The following is a 20,643-nucleotide window of genomic DNA, read 5'->3' on the forward strand; positions in this document are numbered from 1 at the left end:
TCCACTAAAGTCTGAAGAGCCCTTCATCTCGGGACGCGTATCATGAAAGAATAGCGCTTTAACCGGCCAACCGGTGCCTGCGCCCTGCCACGGCATTCGCTACCGGCACCGTGCGTACTGCCTGATTCATTCCGTCTTTCCTCGGGGACTTCAATGCTCAATGCCAAGACACTGCGTGACTCAGCCACCTGGCAAACCGATCCCGATACGCTGATGGAGCGTATCAGCCAGCATTACATTGTTGATGAAGATCGTTTTGTTCGCGAGCTGGTCAAGCTGCTGGATACCGACCGTGACACCTTCACCCGCATTGAAGAGGATACGGCTTCGCTGGTGCGCGAAGTGCGCGACATGGATACCGCCGTCGATACCATCGACGAGCTGCTCCAGCAGTACAGCCTGGAAACCCACGAGGGGCTGATGCTGATGTGCCTCGCCGAGGCCATGCTGCGCATTCCCGACAAGGCCACGGCCGATGCCCTGATCGAGGACAAGCTCGGCCCCGCCGACTGGAACGCCCACGTCGGCAAGAGCGAGTCCTGGCTGGTCAACGCCTCGACCTGGGGGCTTTTAACCACAGGGCGAGTGCTCAAGCTCGATCACCCCCGAGACGGCCACCCCGCCGGCTTTGTCAACCGCATGGTCAACCGTCTGGGCGAGCCGGTGATTCGCCGCGCCATGGTCGAGGCGATGAAGATCATGGGCCGCCAGTTCGTGCTCGGCCGCGATATCGACGAAGCCCTCAAGCGCTCAAAGCCGCTGTTTGACAAGGGCTACACCTACTCCTACGACATGCTCGGCGAGGCCGCGCGCACCCGGGACGACGCCCGAGGCTACTTCAACGACTATCAGAACGCCATCCGCCACGTCGGCCAGGCGCGGCAAAAAATCGGCGATAAAGCGCCGGCGCCGTCGGTTTCGATCAAGCTGTCGGCGCTGCACCCGCGCTACGAATTCGGCCGCCGGGAGCAGATTCTCAGCGAGCTGGTAGAAACCGTTATCGCCCTTGTCACCACCGCCCGTGAGCTTGACGTCGAGCTCACCATCGACGCCGAAGAAGTCGACCGCCTGGAGCTTTCTCTGGAAGTCTTCCGCGCGGTCTACGAAAGCGACGCCGCGCGGGGCTGGGGCCGCTTCGGGCTGGTCGTGCAGGCCTACGCCAAGCGCGCGCTGCCCACGCTGCACTACGTTAACCGGCTGGCCGACCAGCAGGGCGACGAAATCCCGCTCAGGCTGGTGAAGGGCGCCTACTGGGATACCGAAGTCAAGGAGTCCCAGCAGCTGGGCGTCGAGGGCTATCCGGTGTTTACCCGCAAGGCCGGCACCGACGTGGCCTACCTCGCCTGCGTGGAGTTTTTACTGTCCCAGGATACCCAGGGGCGCATCTTCCCCCAGTTTGCCACCCACAACGCCCACACCGTCACCGCCATTCTCGACCACGCCAACCGCCACGGCCGGGCGTTCGAGTTCCAGCGTCTGCACGGCATGGGCGAAGCGCTTTACGACGCGGCCTTGAAGCGTGCCCCCCAGGGCACCTACTGCCGCATTTACGCCCCGGTCGGCGCGCACAAGGATTTGCTGCCCTACCTGGTGCGCCGGCTGCTGGAAAACGGCGCCAACTCCTCGTTCGTCCACCAGATCGTGGACCCGGACGTACCCGTGGAGTCCCTGTGCGAACACCCCGTTGACACCCTGGCCGCCCACGACGCCTACTCCAACCCGCGCATTCCGCTGCCCCAGCACCTCTACGGCCCCCGGCGGCCCAACGCCCGGGGCGTCAACCTCAATATCCGCAGCCATTACTATCCGCTCATGGAGCAGATGGCCGAGTTCATGGATAAAACCTACACCGCCCGGCCGCTGCTGGCCTTCGAGGTGGAAGACAACGCCTCAAGCACCCACGCCGTGACCTGCCCCTTCGACCGGCGCCAGCGCCTGGGCAGCATCCAGTGGGTCACCGGCGAGCAGACCGCCCAGGCGCTCGATGCCGCCTGGGCGGCGTTTGCCGACTGGGATGCCACGCCGGCCGCCGAGCGCGCCGCCATTCTGCGCCGCTTTGCCGACCTGCTGGAATCCCACATGCCCGAGCTCATGACGCTGTGCTCCCGGGAGGGCGGCAAGCTTCTCACCGACGGCGTGGATGAAATCAAGGAAGCGGTGGACTTCTGCCGCTACTACGCCATGCGCGCCGAGGATACTTTTGCCGAAGCGATCGAGCTGCCCGGCCCCACCGGCGAGTCCAACACCCTGCAGATGGGCGGCAAGGGCGTGTTCGCCGCCATCAGCCCGTGGAACTTCCCCGTGGCCATTTTCTGCGGCCAGATGGTCGCCGCGGCGGTGTCGGGCAATACGGTGCTGGCCAAGCCCGCCGAACAGACGTCGCTGATTGCCCACCGCGTGGTGGAGCTTCTCTACGCCGCCGGCATGCCGCGCAACGTGGTCCAGCTGCTGCCCGGCGACGGCGAAACCGTAGGCAGCGTCCTCACCGGTGATCCGCGCATTACCGGCGTGGCCTTTACCGGCGGCACCGATACGGCCCAGATCATCAACCGGGCGCTGGCTGCCCGGGAAAACGCGCCGCTGCCCACGCTGATCGCCGAGACCGGCGGGCTCAACGCCATGATCGTGGACTCTACCGCCCTGCCCGAGCAGGTGGTCGTCGACGTCATCCAGTCAGCGTTTCAAAGCGCCGGGCAGCGCTGCTCGGCGCTTCGCGTCCTCTACCTCCAGGAAGACGTGGCCGATCGCGTCATCAAGATCCTGATCGGTGCCATGCAGGAGCTGCGCGTGGGCGACCCGCGCGACCTGGGCACCGACGTCGGGCCGGTCATCGACGAGGATGCCCGGGAGCAGCTCCAGGCGCACATTGACAAGCTGACCGCCGAGAACCGCCTTATTGCCCAGACGCCGCTGGACGAGGACGTTATCCAGCACGGCACCTTCATCGCCCCGACAGCGTTTGCCATCGACGGCATCGACGCGCTGGCAAGCGAAAAATTCGGCCCCGTTCTGCACATCGTGCGCTACCGAGCCGACGAGCTGGATCAGGTCATCGATACCATCAACGCCCGCGGGTACGGGCTGACCTTTGGCGTTCACAGCCGCAACGCCACCTTTGCCGACGAGGTGGCGCGCAAGATCCGCGCCGGCAACGTCTATATCAACCGCAACATCATCGGCGCGGTGGTCGGCGTGCAGCCGTTTGGCGGTCAGGGGCTTTCGGGCACTGGCCCCAAGGCCGGCGGCCCCAACTATCTGCCGCGCTTTGCCTCGGAAAAGACCGTGACCAATAATACGGCGGCGCTTGGCGGCAACGCTTCCCTGCTGGCCATGGGAAACGACTAGAATAACAACACAACAAGCACAAACCCGGAGAGATGATTATGGCTATTGGCGTCTGGATCAGCCTGTTTACTTATTTCGCGCTCATGCTGGGCATCGGCTTTTATGCCATGCGCGCGTCAACGTCCACCTCAGAAGGCTACATACTCGGCGGCCGCTCCCTCAGCGCGCCGGTGGCGGCGCTCTCCGCCGGCGCATCCGACATGAGCGGCTGGCTGCTGCTGGGGCTGCCCGGGGCCATGTTTGTCTCGGGCTTCGCGTCCGCCTGGATCGGGATCGGCCTGTTCGTGGGGGCCTTCGCCAACTGGATTCTGGTCGCGCCGCGCCTTCGCGAACAGACGGTACACTACGGGAACGCCATCACCATCCCGCAGTTTCTGGCCAACCGCTTCCCTACTCGCGCCATACCGCTGCGGACCGTATCGGCCATTGTGATCGTGGTGTTTTTCGCGGTGTACACGGCCTCGGGCCTGGTGGCGGGCGGCAAGCTGTTTGAAAGCGCGTTTACCGACGTCATCAACATCGGCGGGATAAGCGACTACTCAGCCGGCATCATCCTCACGCTGGGCATCGTGCTGGCCTATTCCGTGATCGGCGGCTTTTTGGCGGTGAGCATGACGGACTTCGTGCAGGGCTGCATCATGATGCTGGCGGTGGTCATCATGCCGCTGGTCGTGCTCTACGGCGAAGGCGGCGGCGGGCTCTCCCAGGCATCAGACGTCCTGAATGAGACCGACCCCACCCTGCTCTCGTGGACGGACGGGCTGACCTTTATCGGCTGGCTCTCGGCGGTTACCTGGGGGCTTGGCTATTTCGGGCAGCCGCACATCATTGTGCGCTTCATGGCGATCCGCCACCTGAAAGACGTGCCCACGGCCCGCAATATCGGCATGAGCTGGATGTTCATCTCGCTGGTCGGGGCGGGCTCCATGGCCGTGCTCGGCCGTGCCTATGCCATCCGCAACGGCATGGACGTCGAGGATCCGGAAACTATCTTTATCATCCTCGCCGAGCTGCTGTTTCATCCGCTGATTACAGGCTTCCTCTATGCAGCGCTGCTGGCCGCCATCATGAGCACCATCTCCAGCCAGCTGTTGGTGGCCTCTTCATCGCTTACCGAAGATTTCTATCGCCTGTTTCTACGTAAAGAAGCTTCAGAAAAAGAAGCGGTGAATATCGGCCGGCTCAGCGTGGTGATCGTCGGCCTGGTGGCCGCCACCATAGCGTCGAACCCGGACTCCCAGGTGCTCGGGCTGGTGAGTAACGCCTGGGCCGGCTTTGGTGCCGCCTTCGGCCCGCTTATCATCCTCTCGCTGATGTGGTCGCGGACCAACGGCGCCGGCGCCATCGCCGGCATGATCGCCGGGGCGGTGACCGTCATGGCATGGATTGCGCTGGGCTGGAACGGAAGCTTCATGGGCGGCCCCGGGGTCTATGAAATCATTCCCGGCTTTATCGTCTCCTTCATCGCCATTCTGGCGGTGAGCAGCGCAACCGCCGATGCGGGCGAGTATCAGCACATCACGCGCTAAAAACTCGGGCTAACGCTCAGCGTGGCAAAAAGGCTCCTTCGGGAGCCTTTTTACTTTGTGGGTAGCCTTTTTCCCTACCATTGGAGGTAGAAGACGAGTACCTCTTGCGCTGGATCAATAATCAACGGGTTCCGGGCTTTTACACTGCTACCAGTGATCGACGGCACGCACTGCCTGCCTATAAAGCCACCCACTGGAGTGATGACACCATGCGCAAAACTGTCCTGCCTACCCTGCTTGCCGCCGGCGTTGCCGCTGCTGTCTTTACCGCCAGCGCCCAGGCGTTCGCCTACGGTGCCGGCGATTTTTATACCCGCGTTGGCGTCGCCAAGGTGTCGCCGAAAAGCGACAACGGCGATCTCGACACTCTGGGGATGACAAATCTCGGCGTCGATGTCGACGACGAGTCCGGCTTTGCCTTCACTTTGGGCTACCGCTTTCACGACAAGATCGGCCTGGAGCTGCTGGCCGCTCAGCCTTTCAAGCACGACATCAGCATTGCCGACGGCGCGGTCAGCGGCAAGACCAAGCACCTGCCGCCCACGCTAACCCTGCAATACTATCCGCTGGGCGGCACGCCAGCCCGGGTTCAACCCTACATCGGCGCGGGGGTCAACTACACCCACTTCTCCGACGAGAAGGTCGATGTTCCCGGCGCTTCGCTGGACCTGGATGACTCCTGGGGCGCAGCCGGGCAGCTGGGCATCGACGTGCTGATCGACGAACACTGGGCGATGAACGCCGCTGCCTGGTACATCGATATCGACACCGACGCAAAAGTTGCCGGCGCCGATGCCGGCACCGTGGAAATCGACCCGGTGGTGGTCATGGGCGGCATCAGCTACCGTTTCTAGGAGTTGATGACGTCGTCGACCCGCTCGACGCTCTGTACCACCAGCAGCTGGTCGCTGGCGCGAACGCTTTCCTGCTGAAGGTAGGCCTTTACCGCAGGCGCCACCTCGCACTTTTCCGGCAGCGCGGCCCCCTCTTCAAGGAGGCCGCGCAGGCGCGCGATAAACACAAAGCGCAGCCACTGCGGTAGGGACATGGTGTCGACGCAGAACGGCTGGCGGCTGGCAAACGCCGCCGGCGACGGCGTGTCCACGCGCCACAGCCCGGCGGTTTTCAGCGTGGCTTCCAGCGCGTCAAGCGCCTGTTCAAGCTCTTGGCGTGTCGTCATGAGAGAGACTCTGCAGATAGGTGAAGGACGGTAGCGGAAAATACACAGGGAAAGTCGCGTATTGTCCCAGCGCAGGCAGGCGCTGCCAAGCGCCGGCAGCCGGTGCAGCGCTGTGCACAGCCCGCTTGCGCTGTGGATAGAGGCCCCAAAGCGCCCCGGGATGGCTCGCCGATTCACAGAAAACCTGAAAGACGCTGTGGATAAACTCTGGAAAGGTCGCGCAAAGCGCCATTTCTCGGGCGTGAGGGGTGTTTGATCATTTTTTAACCGACCGCGCCTTCCCGAGCGTTTTAGCGCTAACGGCTGACACCCGCCGGGCGGCAAGGTAGAGTGCAGGCTTGCAATGCGGAAGGATGCCATGCAGCCGATTCACACCCTAGACGACTTTTTTACCCGCAGCGGGGCCACCCTCGCGCTCTATCACATGGGGCGCCGAGTGACGCCCTGCTCCCGGGATACCCTGGCCGCCTTTGAAAACGGCAGCGCGCCCTGGCCCGAGCCCTGGCAGGGGCAGGCGCGCCTGGCGGCGGTGTTTCGCCTGGGCGATATGCCCGATCCCGCCATCTGGTTTTTAAGCCTGCCGCTGGATGAGCAAGGCTATCTGTCGCCGGCACAGCGCGACGCTTTCCTGCAGCGCCTGCTGGAGACCCTGGGCCGCGATGCCCAGCAGAGCGCCGGGGAAAAAGGCGACGCCGTCGACCACCTGATGCACGATAACCCGCTGGCGTTTACGCCCGATACGACCTTCCAGGCAGTGCTCAACGCCTGCGCTACTCGGGATGCCGACCGGCCGCCAAGCCAGTACCTGGCCGGCGTGGAGACCTTTATCGAGGGCCGCCACGACGACTGGGAATCCCTTGGCCTCCAGGGCCTTGCCGATTACGCCATGCGCCTGAACGAGGCGCACCAGCACACCCTGGCGCCAGCGCTTGAGACGCTGCCCGTACCGGTGCTGCGCACGCTATGCCACTGCCTGGAACACCGGCCGCTGGCGCAGGTCCTGGTAGCCGCGCTTTGCCAGCGGGGCGAAGCCGCGGCAAGCCAGGGGGACGTGGAAACCTTCTGCGCCTGCATCCGCGCCGTCGGCAGCAGCCGAAACACCCAGGCCGGCGCCTGGTATGCCACGCTGCTGGCCGATACCGCCGCCTGCGGCCCGGATACTCTGGCTGCCATGGCCGGCCGCGGCTGGCCGCTGCTGGAAGACGGCGAGCGCCTGCCGGCCTTCTTGGCGCGCCTCGCCGAGAGTCCGCGCGTCGATTTTGGCGCCGTCGTGCGCGACCTGGCCCTGATTCCACGCCTACGGCTGCCGGTCATTACGCTGCTGCGCGATGCGCCGGAAGGCTCCCGCCTTCATGCCCGGCTGCTTGAGCTTACAGGCAACGCCTGAGCGCCGCTGCCGGCCAGGCAGGCCGTGCGGCAAAACAGGCATGGCGGCACGGCAACAACTTGTGGAGGGAGGATTCGATGGTGAAGGAGACTGCGCTGTGAGAGAACTGCCCTATCAGGCCAAGGCCATTATCGGCCGGCGTGAAATGGTTACGCTGCCGGAACTCGACCTATACTTGTGTTGCAAGGCCGACACCGGTGCGCGCACCTCGGCACTGCACGCCGAAGACATCGAGGTCTTCGATGACGACGACGGGCTTCCCTGGGTGCGCTTTGTGACTCGCAGCGGCGGGCAGGACACGCCGGCCCGCCACCTGACGCTGCCGCTGCACGATCGGCGCCGGATCACCAGCTCCAACGGCCAGACCGAGTACCGCTACGTGATCCGCACCATGCTTGAGCTGGGCGAGCTGGCGTTTCCGGTGGAGCTGACGCTGACCGATCGCCGCCCGATGCGCCACCCCATGCTGCTTGGCCGCCGGGCCATGCGCCGGCTGCTGGTTGCCCCCGGCGCCTCTTTTTTACACGGCGAGCCCTAGCGCCGCAGCGGCTTGCCCCTCACCGGCCTGGAGTATCGTATGCATATTGCCCTGCTGTCGCGCAATCGCCACCTGTACTCTACCCGGCGCCTGGTGGAAGCCGCCGAAGCACGCGGTCACAAACCTCGGGTACTGGACACCCTGCGCTGCTACATGAGCATTGCCTCGCACCGCCCCACCATCCATTACCGGGGGGAAAACATTAAGCCCTTCGACGCCGTGATTCCGCGCATCGGCTCATCGGTGACCTTTTACGGCTGCGCGGTGCTGCGCCAGTTCGAGATGATGGGCACCTATGTGCTCAACGATTCCGTGGCCATTGCCCGCTCCCGGGACAAGCTGCGCTCGCTGCAGCTGCTTTCGCGCAAGGGGCTTGGGCTGCCGATCACCGGTTTTGCCCACTCGCCCGACGATATTCCCGACCTCATTACCATGGTCAGGGGCGCACCTTTGGTGATCAAGCTGCTAGAAGGCACTCAGGGGATCGGCGTAGTGCTGGCAGAAACTAACCAGGCAGCAGAGTCCGTCATCCAGGCCTTCATGGGCATGAAAGCCAACATCATGGTGCAGGAATACATTCAAGAGGCCAAAGGCGCCGACATCCGCTGCTTCGTGATTGGCGACAAGGTCGTCGCCGCCATGAAGCGTCAGGCGGCCGAAGGCGAGTTCCGCTCCAACCTGCATCGTGGCGGCAGCGCCAGCGTGATCCGCATTACTCCTGAAGAGCGCTCCACGGCCATTCGTGCCGCCAGGGCCATGGGGCTGCGCGTGGCCGGCGTAGACCTTTTGCGCGCCCATCACGGGCCTGTCATCATGGAGGTCAACTCTTCCCCGGGGCTGCGCGGCATCGAGAGCGCCACCGGCCAGGATATCGCCGGGCTGATCATCGAACACATCGAAAAGAATGCCGCCCCGCGGCGCAAGGCACCGCCCCGGCCAAAGGGCTGATATGGCAGGTGAAAAATAAATCGGCAGAGGGGTGGCAAAACCGCGCTGCCGCCGCCACAATCTGCGTCACCGAAGGAGGTAGACGCTCATGTTTCTCGATAATCGCCAGGTGGCGATGGACAGCGCACTGGAGGCGCTGGCCGACAGCATCGACTATTTTCAGGATAATATCGAACGCCTGCGGCCCTCGCTGCGCGAAAGTCTGAAACCGCTGTACGAAGCGCGCCTGAAGCAGATGCACAGCCTGCAAGGCCTGGCGCGCAAGCACCTTAAAATGCTGCCTCGGGATGCCGACGTCGAGCGCGATGACTTCCTGTGGCTGTGGAGTCGGCTGAAAAGCTTTGTCGGCAACGATAGCCAGGTCTTGATCAACGAGCTGCTGGAGCAGGAACGGGTGCTGATGCAGTCGCTGTCGACGCTGTTCACCCATCCGCTGCCCGATCCGGTAGAGCCGATCATCGAAGAGTGCATGAAAGGCTGCCGTCAGCTGATCCGCGAGCTTTACGCGATGCAAAAACGCAAGACCTGGCGTTAAAGGCGCGCCTGCCGGGCTCACTCTCCGGGAGCGGGCAGTATGTCGGCGGGTTCCGGATCCTGCGGCAGAATGGCGTCCAGCGCCCGCTCCCCGGGCAAGGCCTCGTCTAGCCGGGCCTTGTCAGCGCCGGGTGGAATGCCGGTCGCGGGCGCCGGCAAAATCGGCTCGGCGGGCCCCAGAAAATACGGCTCGCGCGCCCAGAGATACAGATCCCCAAGCGTCGCCACCCGGGCCACCCCCTCGCGCAGCCTGAGCCGCCACTCCCCTTCTACCGCGCCGTCGTTGGCCACGCAGCCGGTCACGTCCATGCCTCGGGCGCGGGCAATGTATATCGCCCTTGGCAGATGCCAGCGCTGGGTAATCAGCGCTGCCCGCTCAAGCTGGAAGACGTCCTGGGCCCGGGCCAGAGTGTCGAAGGTGCTGAAACCGGCGAAGTCCATGGTCAACCGCTGAGAGGCGACGCCTCGGGCGCTGAGGTCCCGCCACATGGCTCGGGGTTCGTTGTACGAGCGGGTGCGGTTATCCCCGGACAGCAGCAGATGATCGACCCGGCCGTTTTTCACCAGCCGGGCCGCGGTATGCATGCGGGCGATAAAGTGCGGGTTGCGTACGCCGGTGCGCGTCCAGCTCGACGTGCCAAACACCACGCCCACCGGCTGGGCCCGGCAGCTGTCCAGCCGGGAGTCGATATAGGGGGCGGTGCGCGTCAGCACCCAGATATTGCCTGCCACCAACAGCAGCACCGCCAAGAGCAGCAGAGCCCCCAACACCATCAGCAGCTGCCTGATCCCGCCGAGCAGCCGCTGCATCATCTGACACGCCCCGTTTGCCGGCCGCTTCGCCGGTTAAAACATGCCCAGTTCAAGCTTGGCCTCGTCACTCATCATGTCCCGGCTCCAGGGCGGGTTGAAGACGATCTCGGTATGCACTTTCTGAATCTGCGGCGCCCCCAGAATCTTGTTGCGCGCGTCAGCGGCAATCACCTCACCCATGCCGCACCCCGGCGCGGTCAGCGTCATGCGGATGGTGACCATGAGCTCACCGCTGATCAGACGCTCAAAGCGGCAGCCGTAGACCAGCCCCAGCTCAACGATGTTGACCGGAATTTCGGGGTCAAAGCAGGTACGCAGCTGATCCCAGACGAACTGCTCAATGGCCTCGTCGTCGGCGTCCTCGGCAAGGGTCGGGCGCGGCAGCGCCTCGAGCCCCAGGGCATCGAGGTTGCTGCCTTCGATCAGGTACATCCGCCCTTCAAAGCCGACGCTCACCGTGCTGCCCTTGGCCTGCATGACGCTAACCACGCTGTCTTCCTCCAGGGTCACGATGTTGCCGAAAGGAATGACGATGCCGTCAACGTCGCGCTGCAGGGGCAGCATCTGGCCGTTTTCCAGCCCGGCAATCTGCTCGGTATCCATAGCGCTCCTTAGCGTAGCATGCCAATGACGCGGTTAAGCGCGGCAATAAAGGTATCCACTTCTTCCAGGGTATTATACGCCGCAAACGAGGCCCGGCAGGTCGCCTCCACGCCAAAGTGGTGAAGCAGCGGCTGGGCACAGTGGTGGCCGGTGCGGATCGCTACCCCCAGCTGATCGATGAGCAGGCCAATATCCTGGGAGTGCGCGCCGTCCACCACAAACGACAGCACGCCGGCCTTTCCCGGCGCCGTGCCCAGAATGCGCAGGCCCTCAACGCTGTTGAGGCCCTGAGTCGCGCGTCCCAGCAGCCGTTGCTCCCACTCGCCAATGGCCCAAAGCCCGACGCTTTGCAGCCATTCGAGCGCGCGCCCCATGGCGATGACTTCGGCGATGGCTGGCGTTCCGGCCTCGAACTTGTGGGGAATGTCGGCAAAGGTCGAGCCGTCAAACGACACCGTGGCGATCATTTCGCCGCCGCCCTGCCAGGGCGGCATGGCCTTGAGCAGCTCGCGCTTGCCGTAAAGCGCGCCGACGCCCGTGGGGCCGTAGGCCTTGTGCCCGGAAAACGCGTAGAAATCCGCGTCGATCGCCTGCACGTCCACCGGCTGGTGGGGCACGGCCTGAGCGCCATCCACCAGGATCAGCGCGCCGGCCTGGTGCGCCGCCGCGGCCATGTCGGCCACCGGATTCACGGTGCCGAAGGCGTTGGACACATGGTTGACGGCCACCAGCCGAGTGCGCTCGCTCAGCAGCTCGCGGTAGGCGGCAAGATCCAGCGCGCCGTCATTATCGACCGGGATGACCTTGAGCGTAAAGCCGATCTCTCGGGCCAGAAGCTGCCAGGGAACGATGTTGGAGTGGTGCTCAAGCATCGACACCAGCACTTCGTCGCCGGGGGCGAGGTTGGCGCGCCCCCAGCTGTTGACCACCAGGTTGATGGCCTCGGTGGTTCCCCGGGTGAAGATGATCTGGCGGGCATCCGGAGCATTTAAAAAGCCGCGCACGGTCTCCCGGGTTCCTTCGAAGGCGGCCGTCGCCTCGTCGGCCAGGGTGTGCAGGCCACGGTGAATATTGGCGTTGTAGCGACCGTAATAGTCGTTGAACACGTCAATTACCGGCTGCGGCGTCTGACTGGTGGCTGCGTTATCCAGGTACACAAGCGCCTTGCCGTGCACCTGACGTTCCAGCACGGGAAACTCCTCGCGCAGCCGCGCCACGTCAAACGGCGCTGCGGCTGTGGCCGGCGCGGTATCAACGATACTCTGAGACATGCGGCACTCCTTTTGTGTGGCCCGGCAGCAGCCGGTTAATCGTTCAGCGCCGTGGACGCCTCGACAAGGCCTACCAGGTTAAAGCGGTCGGGCAGCTTGCCGGCCACCGTCAGCTCGACCCGCTGGGCGATAGCGTCCAGCGCAACCTCTTCAAGCACCTCGCCGGCAAAGGCCAGGGTCAAAAGCCCCCGGGCCGTCTGCTCGTCCAGCCCCCGGGTGCGCAGCGCAAAGATGGCGTCTTCGTCCAGCTGGCCGGTGGTGGTGCCGTGAGAGCACTTGACGTCGTCGGCGTAGATCTCAAGCTCGGGCTTGGCGTCGATGTGCGCGCGGTCAGAGAGCAGCAGGTTCTGGTTGCTCTGAAAGCCCTCGATCTGCTGGCTGTCGCGATGGACGTAGACCCGGCCGTTGAAGACGCCGTGAGCGCGGTCGTCGAGCACGCCCTTGTAGTTCTCGTTGGAAAACGTCAGCGGCGCATAGTGGTTGACCTTGGTGTGGTTATCCACGTGCTGGCGACCCTGGCCGAAGAACAGCCCGTTGAAGGTCGCCTCGGCGCCCTTGCCGTTAAGATCGCTGATCAGGTCGTTGCGCACCAGCGCCCCGCCGAGGTCCATGTTGTGCGACACGTAGCGGCTGTCGCGCGCCTGCTCCACGTGGATGCTGGCGACGTGGTAATCTCCAAGCGGCGCTTCCTGAAGCTTGTAGTGGGTGAAAATCGCCCCCCGGCCCAGGAACAGCTCGGCGACCAGGTTGGTGAAGTTTTTCGCCCCGGCGTCACCGGTATGATGTTCGATGACGGTGGCTTCGCTGCGCCCGCCCGCCTCGACCAGCACCCGCGGGTGGCACATGGTGGGCGCTTCGTTTTCCCGGGATAAAAACTGCAGCAGGATGGGCTTTTCCACCACGCAGCCGTCGGCCAGGCGAATCACCGCGCCCTCTTCCATAAAGGCGGTGTTGAGCGCGGTAAAGGCGGAAAACTCGACGCCGGTCAGCCGGCCCAGCGGGCCGCCCACGGCTTCGTGGTTGTCCTCAAGCGCCTGGGAAAGCGGCAGTACCTGAACGCCGTCCGGCAGGCCCTGAAGGTCGGACAGCGCCGGCGCATAGACGCCGTCGACAAACGTCAGCCGATGGGCCTCAACGGGCAGCGTCAGCGCGGCCGCACTAGCGGGGGAAAACTCGCTGCTGTCGGTCAGGGAAAAGTTTCCCCGGGCGATGTCGCGCACGTTGGTGTATTTCCACTCTTCGTCGCGGCGGGTGGGGAAACCCACGGCCTCAAAGCGCGCCGCGCCGGCCTGGCGGCGGGCGGCAATCCAGGAGGGCTCCGGGCCGCGCTGGCTGTCCCTGGCTTTCAGCGTTTCCAGAAACGTTAGCGTATCGCTCATGCCGCTGACTCCTCGATTCCTTCATAGCCGTTGGCTTCAAGCTCGCGGGCGAGCTCGGCGTCGCCGCTTTTGACGATGCGGCCGTCGATCAGCACGTGGACATAGTCGGGCACCACGTAGTCCAGCAGGCGCTGATAGTGGGTGACCAGCAGGATCGCCCGCTCTTCGTTGCGCAGGCTGTTAACGCCGCTTGCCACCACGCGCATGGCGTCGATATCCAGGCCGGAGTCGATTTCGTCGAGCATGGCAAGCTTGGGCTGAAGCACCAGCATCTGCAGGATCTCGTTACGCTTCTTTTCCCCGCCGGAGAAACCCTCGTTGACGGCGCGCTGCAAAAAGCTGGCATCCATCTGCATGGAGGCGATCTTTTCCTTGATCAGCTTCATGAACTCCGGCGCCGGGATTTCGCCCAGCCCCTGAGCCTCGCGCTGGGCGTTAAGCGCTGCCTTGAGCAGATAAATGTTTTTGACCCCGGGGATTTCCACCGGATACTGAAAGCCCAGCAGCAGGCCTGCCCGGGCGCGCTCCTCGATATCCATTTCCAGCACGTCGCGCCCTTCGTAGGTAACCGTGCCCTGGGTGACCTCGTACTCTTCCTTGCCGGCGATGACCGCCGACAGGGTCGATTTTCCCGAGCCGTTGGGGCCCATGATGGCGTGGACTTCGCCGGCGTTGATGGTCAGGGAGAGGCCCTTGAGGATCTCGTTGCCTTCAACCGTGACGTGCAAATCGTTGACTTCAAGCATGCTGATACCTTGTAAAAAAGTTGACCTTGGAACCAGGCGTGTCGCCGCCCGGCAGCGCGTCGCGCCAAAGCGTTAGCCCACTGCGCCTTCCAGCGTGACGTTGAGCAGCGCCTCGGCTTCCACGGCAAACTCCATGGGCAGCTCCTGGAAGACGTCCTTGCAGAAGCCGTTGACGATCATGCTCACGGCGTCTTCTTCGGTAATGCCCCGGCTCTGGCAGTAGAACAGCTGGTCTTCGCCGATCTTCGACGTCGTGGCTTCGTGCTCGACGGTGGCCGTGCTGTTGTTGATTTCCTGATAGGGGTAAGTGTGCGCGCCGCAGGTGTCGCCGATGAGCAGGGAGTCGCACTCGGTAAAGTTGCGCGCGCCCTTGGCCCGGGGCCCGATCTTCACCAGCCCGCGATAGGACTGGTTGCTGCGGCCGGCAGAAATGCCCTTGGAAATGATCGTCGAGCGCGTACCCTCGCCGATATGCACCATCTTGGTGCCGGTATCGGCCTGCTGGCGGCCGTTGGTGACCGCTACGGAGTAGAACTCGCCGATGCTGTCCTTGCCGCGCAGCATGCAGGACGGGTACTTCCAGGTAATGGCGGAGCCGGTTTCGACCTGGGTCCAGCTGATGCGCGAGCGCTCGCCGCGGCAGTCGCCACGCTTGGTGACGAAGTTATAGATACCGCCCACGCCGTCTTCGTCGCCGGGGTACCAGTTCTGCACCGTGGAGTACTTGATATAGGCGTCGTCCAGCGCCACCAGCTCGACCACGGCGGCGTGCAGCTGGTTTTCGTCGCGCTGGGGCGCGGTGCAGCCTTCCAGGTAGGAAACGTCGGCGCCGCTTTCGCAGACGATCAGCGTGCGCTCAAACTGGCCGGTGTTTTCGGCGTTGATGCGGAAATAGGTGGACAGCTCCATGGGGCACGAGACGCCCTCGGGCACAAACACAAAGGAGCCGTCGGTGAATACCGCCGAGTTGAGCGCGGCAAAGTAGTTATCGTTCTGGGGGACGACCGTGCCCAGGTACTGCTTGACCAGCTCGGGATATTCCTGTATTGCCTCGGAAATGGAGCAGAAGATCACGCCGGCTTCGGCGAGCTCTTCCTTGAAGGTGGTGATGACCGACTCCGAGTCAAAGACCGCATCCACGGCAACGTTAGCGCCAGCAACGCCGGCAAGGGCTGCCCGCTCGTGCAGCGGAATGCCCAGCTTTTCGTAGGTTTCCAGAAGCTTGGGATCGACTTCGTCCAGGCTCTGGGGGCGGTCTTCGGGGCGCTTGGGCGCGCTGAAGTAGGAGATTTCCTGGTAGTCGATGGGCGGATAGTTCAGGTGCGCCCAGGACGGCTCTTTCATCTTGAGCCACTGGCGGTACGCCTCCAGGCGCCATTCGAGCATCCACTCGGGTTCGCCTTTCTTGTTGGAAATAAACGCGATGGTGTTCTCGTCCAACCCTGGCGGAAGCGTGTCGCTTTCAATGTCGGTGACAAACCCTTCCTTGTACTCGCGACGAACCAACTGTTCCATTTCTTCAGTTGCCATTGGTGAAACCCTCCGGGCAGTTGGGCGGCGAGGCCAGCTCGCCTGTGCGTAAATAAAGACGGCTCAGGCCATGGCCGCCGGTAAACTGATACTTTGAATAGGCAGGCGTACCGGCAGCTTGAGCGGCGCGGTGTCCGCCAGGTGCGCAAGCGTCACGCTTTCCAGCAGCGTACGAATCGCAAGCGACACCCGCTGCCAGTTGTCCGCCACGCCGCAGGTGTCGAGGAGCTCGCAGTCGCCTTCGTCGTGGCTGCATTCGGTCATTGCCACCGGCCCTTCAATGGCGGCAATGATATCGGCCGCGGTGATCCTGGATGCCGGGCGCGCCAGCCGATAGCCTCCCTGGGCGCCGCGTACCGAAGTCAAAAGCCCCGCCCGCACCAGCATCTTGAGCGTTTTTCTGACCGTTGGCGCCGGCAGCGTCACCGCCTCGGCGAGATCAGCGGCCGGGTGAGGCTTGTCCGGGTGGCGCGCAATCCAGGCCATAACCACGGCGGCGTAGTCAGTCAGCCGCGAAAGCTTGAGCATAGCGTCTCCCCTCTTCACCGGCGGCGGCTCGTGCGGCCCCGGCATTCGATTGGGGACCATTTTAGTCCTGTATCCAAGCGTTGTGAAGCCTTAAGGCAAAATACCCGGTAATCCATTGACTTTTTAGCCACGTTCGACGCATTTATCAACAAGAATACAAACTATTTCTATTTGCAAAAGAGAACCGCCCGCGATTTTTACGTATAAAAAACCCGCCGGCACAGCGCGTGCGGCGGGTGGGCAGCAGTCCGCCGGCATAACACCGGCCCGGCGGGGTAGGTTAGCTGCGCTTATAGGTGCCGATCAGCCGCTCCATGCCCAGCAGGTGCGGCTCGACCTCTTGCAGCAGCTCGACCATGCTCAGCCCCTCGGGCAGCGATGTCTGGGCATCAAGCGCCAGCACCCAGAAGTAGTAGTGGTGCTTGCCGTGGCCTTCCGGCGGCATCGGCCCCTTGTAGCCGGTGCCGCCGGCGTCGTTTTGCCCCGCCGTGCCAACCTGGGTATTTTCTTCAAGCGTCAGAGTCTCGGCCGGCAGGTTGTAAAGCGTCCAGTGGACGAAGCCGTAGGTACCGTGCTGCACCAGCGGCGCATCGGGGTCATGGCAGATGACAGCAAACCCCTTGGTGCCTTCCGGCGGGTTTTCCCAGGCAAGCGCCGGCGAGACGTCGTCGCCTTCACCCGAGTGCTTTTCCGGAATCGTACGGTGATGCTCAAACGCCGAGCTTGTTACTTCAAGCGCTGACGGAACAAATGCCATATCCATCTCCTTGCAATCGCATGTGTTCCGGCCTTGCCGGAACGAGTGTTTCTTACCCTAACCACCAGGCCCGCCGGCCGCAAGCCGCACCGGCGGGGCTCGCCGGCTACCTGAGCCGCTCGAACACCGTCGCCACGCCCTGGCCCATGCCGATGCACATAGTGGCAAGCCCGTGGGTGGTATCGCGACTTTGCATCACATTCAGAAGCGTGGTGGCGATCCGCGCCCCCGAGCAGCCCAGCGGGTGACCCAGCGCAATCGCCCCGCCGTGCAGGTTGACCTTGTCATCCAGAGCGTCGAGAAAGCCCAGGTCCTTGAGTACCGGCAGGCTCTGGGCGGCGAAGGCTTCGTTGAGCTCGACGGTCTGGATGTCGTCGGCGGTAAGCCCGGCTGCCTTCAGCGCCTTCTGGCTGGCGGGCACCGGGCCATAGCCCATGATCGAGGCGTCGCAGCCGGCAACGCCGGTGGAGACCACCCGCGCCAGGGGCTCAAGCCCCAGCGCTTGGGCGCGCTCGTAGCTCATGACCGCCATGGCGGAGGCGCCCACGGAAAGCGCCGACGACGTACCCGCGGTGATCGTGCCGCCCTTGGGGTCGAACACGGGCTTCAGCTTGGCCATGTCGTCAAGGTTGGCGCCGGCGCGAATCACCTCGTCAGCCTGGATCAGTGCCTTGACGCCGTCGGCATCGTGGCCCTCGACACCGATGATTTCGTTGTCAAATAGCCCCTGCTCCGTCGCCGCCTGGGCGAGCTGCTGGGAGCGCACGCCGAATCTGTCCTGCTCTTCCCGGGTGACGCCGTGCATCTTGCCTAAAAGCTCGGCGGTCAGCCCCATCATCATCGCCGCCTTGGCGGCGTATTTGCTCGCCGCCGGGTTGATGTCGACGCCGTGGGTCATGGGCACGTGCTCCATGTGCTCGACCCCGCCGATGATGTACATATCGCCCATCCCCGCGCTGATGTTGGCGCTGGCGATGTGCAGGGCGGTCATCGACGAGCCGCACAGGCGGTTGACGGTCTGCGCCGGTACGCTGCGCGGAATACCGGTCATGATCGCTGCGTTGCGGGCGATATTCATGGCCTGTTCCTGGGTCTGGTTGACGCAGCCCCAGATGACGTCGTCCACCGCGGCCGGATCCAGCCCGGCGTTGCGGTCAAACAGCGCCTGCATGGTGGCCGCCGACAGGTTCTCGGCACGCACGTGACGAAACGCGCCGTTTTTGGCGCGAGCCATCGGCGTGCGCACGGCATCGACCACCACGATATCTCTCGGATTCAAACTCATCTTTGCTCTCCTCTGCGCGGCGGCTTATTCGGCGGCGTCGTAAAAGCGGGCGTTGTTGTCGGCCATCTGGCGCAGCTTATCCGTCGGCGCGTAGAGCGGCCCCAGCTCGCCGGCGAGGCTGTCCGCCAGTTTGACGAACTCGGCCGCGCCCATCGCATCGATGTAGCGCAGCGCGCCGCCGCGGAAAGGCGGGAAGCCGATGCCGTAAATCAGCGCCATGTCGGCTTCCGCCGGCGTGGCAACGATGCCGTCTTCCAGGCAGCGCACGGTCTCCAGACACAGCGGCACCATCATCCGCGCAACGATGTCGTCGTCGACGAGCTCCGCCTGCCCCCGGGTAACCTCCTCGAGCAGCGTGTAGGCGGTATCGTCGCTGACCTTTTTCGGCTTGCCCTTTTTGTCTTCCTCGTAGGCGTAAAAGCCCTTGGCGTTTTTCTGCCCCAGGCGGTCGTTGTCGTACATGACGTCAATGGCGGTTTTGCTGTCTCGCGCCATGCGCTCGGGGAAGCCTTCGGCCATGACCTCGTTGGCGTGAACGGCGGTATCCATGCCCACGACGTCGAGCAGGTACGCCGGCCCCATGGGCCAGCCGAAGGTTTCCATGACCTTGTCGATGCGCTGAAAGTCCACGCCCTGCTCCACCAGCAGGCTGAAGCCGCCGAAATACGGAAACAGCACGCGATTGACCAGAAACCCGGGGCAGTCGTTGACCACAATCGGCGTCTTGCCCATGGCGCGAGCGTAGGCCACTGTGGCCGCCACGGCGGCGTCGGCGGTTTTCTCCCCGCGGATGACTTCCACCAGCGGCATGCGGTGCACCGGGTTGAAAAAGTGCATGCCGCAGAACTGCTCGGGCCGCTTGAGGTTCTGCGCCAGACGGTTGATGGAAATCGTCGAGGTGTTGGAAGCCAAGATGGTGTCGTCGCCTACCTGCTCTTCCACCTCGGCAAGCACCGACCCCTTGACCTTGGGGTTTTCCACCACGGCTTCGACGACCAGATCCACGCCGTCAAAATCGCCGTAGGAAAGCGTCGGGCGGATGTTGCTGAGCCGTTCGGCCATTTCCTCGACGGTCAGCTTGTTGCGTTCGATCTGCTTGCCGAACAGCTTGCGGGCTTCTTTCAGCCCCAGCTCCACGGCGTCCGCCTGGATGTCCTTCATCAGTATGGGCGTGCCCTTGGAGGCGCTCTGGTAGGCAATGCCGCCGCCCATGATGCCGGCCCCCAGCACCGCGGCCTGCTCGATCTTTGCGGCCTGCTTGGCGTAGACACCGGCCTTTTTCTTCACCGCCTGATCGCTCATGAACAGGCCAACCAGATTGAACGCGACGTCGCTCAGCGCCAGCCTGGCGAAGGTCTCCGCCTCGATGCGCTGTGCCCGGGCGCGCTCCTCGCCGGCGCCTTTCTGGATCACGCGAATAGCCTCTACCGGCGCGGGGTAGTGCGGCCCGGCCTTGCCCGCCACGTAGCCCTTGGCGGTCTCGAACGCGAGCATCTGCTCGCTGGCGTTAAGCTTGAGGGGGCCGGTCTTTTCCGCCCGCCGGGCAGCAGTATCAAGCTCGCCGGCATTGGCCCGCGCGAGCAGCGTGCGCGCCGCGGCCGAAAGCGCATCGGCGGGCACGACCGAGTCCACCGCGCCCATGGCCAGCGCGGCGTCGGCATGGTTCTGGGTACCGCCGGCGATCCATTCGATGGCGTTGTCGGCGCCGATCAGGCGCGGCAGGCGCACACAGCCGCCCCAGCCGGGAACGATTCCCAGCTGGGTTTCGGGCAGGCCGATTTTGGCGCCGACAGCCATCACGCGAAAATCCGCAGCCAGCGTCACCTCAAAGCCGCCGCCCAGCGCCAGGCCGTTGATGGCCGCCACCGTGGGAAACGGCAGATCTTCGATGGCGTTGAAGATATCGTGGACCCTGAGGTTCATGTCGACCAGATAGTCTTCGCCCTTGTCAAAGAGGCCGTGGAACTCGGTGATATCCGCGCCGACAATAAAGGCGTCCTTGGCGCTGGCCAGAATCAGCCCTTGCAGGCCGCTTTCTTTCTGCAGCGCGGCCACCGCGTCGCCCAGCTCTTGTATCGTCGTGCTGGAGAGCGTGTTGACCGACGCCTCCCCCGCATCAAACAAAAGGGTCGCGATACCGTCTTCGTCGCGCGACACCGTAATGGCACTACCTTGATAGATCATCCGCGCTGCTCCACAAAGGTTATATTCATACGATCGTTTTATCACCTAAGCTTGGGTCACACCCAAGGCCTCGTCAAGCCTCGCTC

Annotated in this window: 18 protein-coding genes; 7 read left to right on the forward strand and 11 right to left on the reverse strand. The window is 63.8% G+C overall.

The genetic code is table 11. From position 1 onward, the window contains the following. Window positions 1-153 precede the first annotated feature (153 nt). The 3 genes from putA (at window position 154) to ACZ46Y_RS09320 (ending at window position 5,728) form a co-directional block, all read left to right on the forward strand. Entirely contained in the window at window positions 154-3,345 is a 3,192-nt protein-coding gene (putA, locus tag ACZ46Y_RS09310) for a bifunctional proline dehydrogenase/L-glutamate gamma-semialdehyde dehydrogenase PutA (RefSeq protein ID WP_311956537.1), read from the forward strand. 38 nt (window positions 3,346-3,383) lie between these two features. Further along, window positions 3,384-4,874, forward strand: a complete 1,491-nt coding sequence (putP, locus tag ACZ46Y_RS09315; RefSeq protein WP_311956536.1) for a sodium/proline symporter PutP — start codon at window positions 3,384-3,386, stop codon at window positions 4,872-4,874. A gap of 209 nt (window positions 4,875-5,083) precedes the next feature. Then, complete coding sequence (locus tag ACZ46Y_RS09320; RefSeq protein WP_311956535.1) at window positions 5,084-5,728, forward strand: OmpW/AlkL family protein; 645 nt, start codon at window positions 5,084-5,086, stop codon at window positions 5,726-5,728. Here ACZ46Y_RS09320 and ACZ46Y_RS09325 read toward each other — a convergent pair. After that, on the reverse strand, window positions 5,725-6,054 hold the full coding sequence (locus ACZ46Y_RS09325) for a YqcC family protein (RefSeq protein ID WP_311956534.1): 330 nt from the start codon (window positions 6,052-6,054) through the stop codon (window positions 5,725-5,727). The genes ACZ46Y_RS09320 and ACZ46Y_RS09325 overlap by 4 nt on opposite strands. A gap of 358 nt (window positions 6,055-6,412) precedes the next feature. On the opposite strand from ACZ46Y_RS09325, the gene ACZ46Y_RS09330 reads away from it, so the two are divergent. From ACZ46Y_RS09330 to ACZ46Y_RS09345, 4 genes are all read left to right on the forward strand, one after another. Continuing rightward, window positions 6,413-7,441 carry a DUF3549 family protein gene (locus ACZ46Y_RS09330; protein ID WP_311956533.1) on the forward strand — a complete coding sequence of 343 codons (1,029 nt, stop codon included), beginning with the start codon at window positions 6,413-6,415 and terminating at the stop codon, window positions 7,439-7,441. A gap of 97 nt (window positions 7,442-7,538) precedes the next feature. After that, window positions 7,539-7,979, forward strand: a complete 441-nt coding sequence (locus tag ACZ46Y_RS09335) for an ATP-dependent zinc protease family protein (protein WP_311956532.1) — start codon at window positions 7,539-7,541, stop codon at window positions 7,977-7,979. Between the two features lie 39 nt (window positions 7,980-8,018). Next, window positions 8,019-8,927, forward strand: coding sequence for a 30S ribosomal protein S6--L-glutamate ligase (rimK, locus tag ACZ46Y_RS09340; RefSeq protein ID WP_311956531.1), 909 nt, complete (start codon window positions 8,019-8,021; stop codon window positions 8,925-8,927). Between the two features lie 88 nt (window positions 8,928-9,015). After that, window positions 9,016-9,462, forward strand: coding sequence for a hypothetical protein (locus ACZ46Y_RS09345; protein WP_311956530.1), 447 nt, complete (start codon window positions 9,016-9,018; stop codon window positions 9,460-9,462). Between the two features lie 17 nt (window positions 9,463-9,479). Here ACZ46Y_RS09345 and ACZ46Y_RS09350 read toward each other — a convergent pair whose 3' ends face one another. From ACZ46Y_RS09350 to fadB, 10 genes are all read right to left on the reverse strand, one after another. Then, window positions 9,480-10,274, reverse strand: coding sequence for a SanA/YdcF family protein (locus ACZ46Y_RS09350; protein WP_311956529.1), 795 nt, complete (start codon window positions 10,272-10,274; stop codon window positions 9,480-9,482). Between the two features lie 33 nt (window positions 10,275-10,307). Beyond that, a complete protein-coding gene (sufT, locus tag ACZ46Y_RS09355; protein WP_311956528.1) occupies window positions 10,308-10,877 on the reverse strand; it encodes a putative Fe-S cluster assembly protein SufT in 570 nt (189 codons plus the stop codon). Window positions 10,878-10,885: 8 nt separating this feature from the next. Continuing rightward, on the reverse strand, window positions 10,886-12,148 hold the full coding sequence (locus tag ACZ46Y_RS09360; protein WP_311956527.1) for an aminotransferase class V-fold PLP-dependent enzyme: 1,263 nt from the start codon (window positions 12,146-12,148) through the stop codon (window positions 10,886-10,888). Between the two features lie 35 nt (window positions 12,149-12,183). Next, window positions 12,184-13,527: a Fe-S cluster assembly protein SufD gene (gene sufD / locus ACZ46Y_RS09365; protein WP_311956526.1), complete on the reverse strand. Its 1,344-nt coding sequence runs from the start codon at window positions 13,525-13,527 to the stop codon at window positions 12,184-12,186. After that, window positions 13,524-14,273, reverse strand: a complete 750-nt coding sequence (sufC, locus tag ACZ46Y_RS09370) for a Fe-S cluster assembly ATPase SufC (protein WP_311956525.1) — start codon at window positions 14,271-14,273, stop codon at window positions 13,524-13,526. The genes sufD and sufC overlap by 4 nt, the downstream gene beginning before the upstream one ends. Before the next feature lie 72 nt (window positions 14,274-14,345). Further along, window positions 14,346-15,803, reverse strand: coding sequence for a Fe-S cluster assembly protein SufB (gene sufB, locus ACZ46Y_RS09375; protein WP_311956524.1), 1,458 nt, complete (start codon window positions 15,801-15,803; stop codon window positions 14,346-14,348). Window positions 15,804-15,866: 63 nt separating this feature from the next. Continuing rightward, the gene (locus ACZ46Y_RS09380) at window positions 15,867-16,331 is read right to left on the reverse strand and encodes an SUF system Fe-S cluster assembly regulator (RefSeq protein ID WP_311956523.1); all 465 of its coding nucleotides are present in this window, start codon (window positions 16,329-16,331) and stop codon (window positions 15,867-15,869) included. A gap of 280 nt (window positions 16,332-16,611) precedes the next feature. Further along, the gene (locus ACZ46Y_RS09385) at window positions 16,612-17,088 is read right to left on the reverse strand and encodes a YbhB/YbcL family Raf kinase inhibitor-like protein (RefSeq protein WP_311956522.1); all 477 of its coding nucleotides are present in this window, start codon (window positions 17,086-17,088) and stop codon (window positions 16,612-16,614) included. Between the two features lie 106 nt (window positions 17,089-17,194). Then, window positions 17,195-18,373: an acetyl-CoA C-acyltransferase FadA gene (gene fadA, locus ACZ46Y_RS09390; protein ID WP_311956521.1), complete on the reverse strand. Its 1,179-nt coding sequence runs from the start codon at window positions 18,371-18,373 to the stop codon at window positions 17,195-17,197. Between the two features lie 24 nt (window positions 18,374-18,397). Next, the gene (fadB, locus tag ACZ46Y_RS09395; protein WP_311956520.1) at window positions 18,398-20,557 is read right to left on the reverse strand and encodes a fatty acid oxidation complex subunit alpha FadB; all 2,160 of its coding nucleotides are present in this window, start codon (window positions 20,555-20,557) and stop codon (window positions 18,398-18,400) included. Window positions 20,558-20,643 lie beyond the last annotated feature (86 nt).

It is taken from the genome of Halomonas garicola, assembly GCF_055382465.1.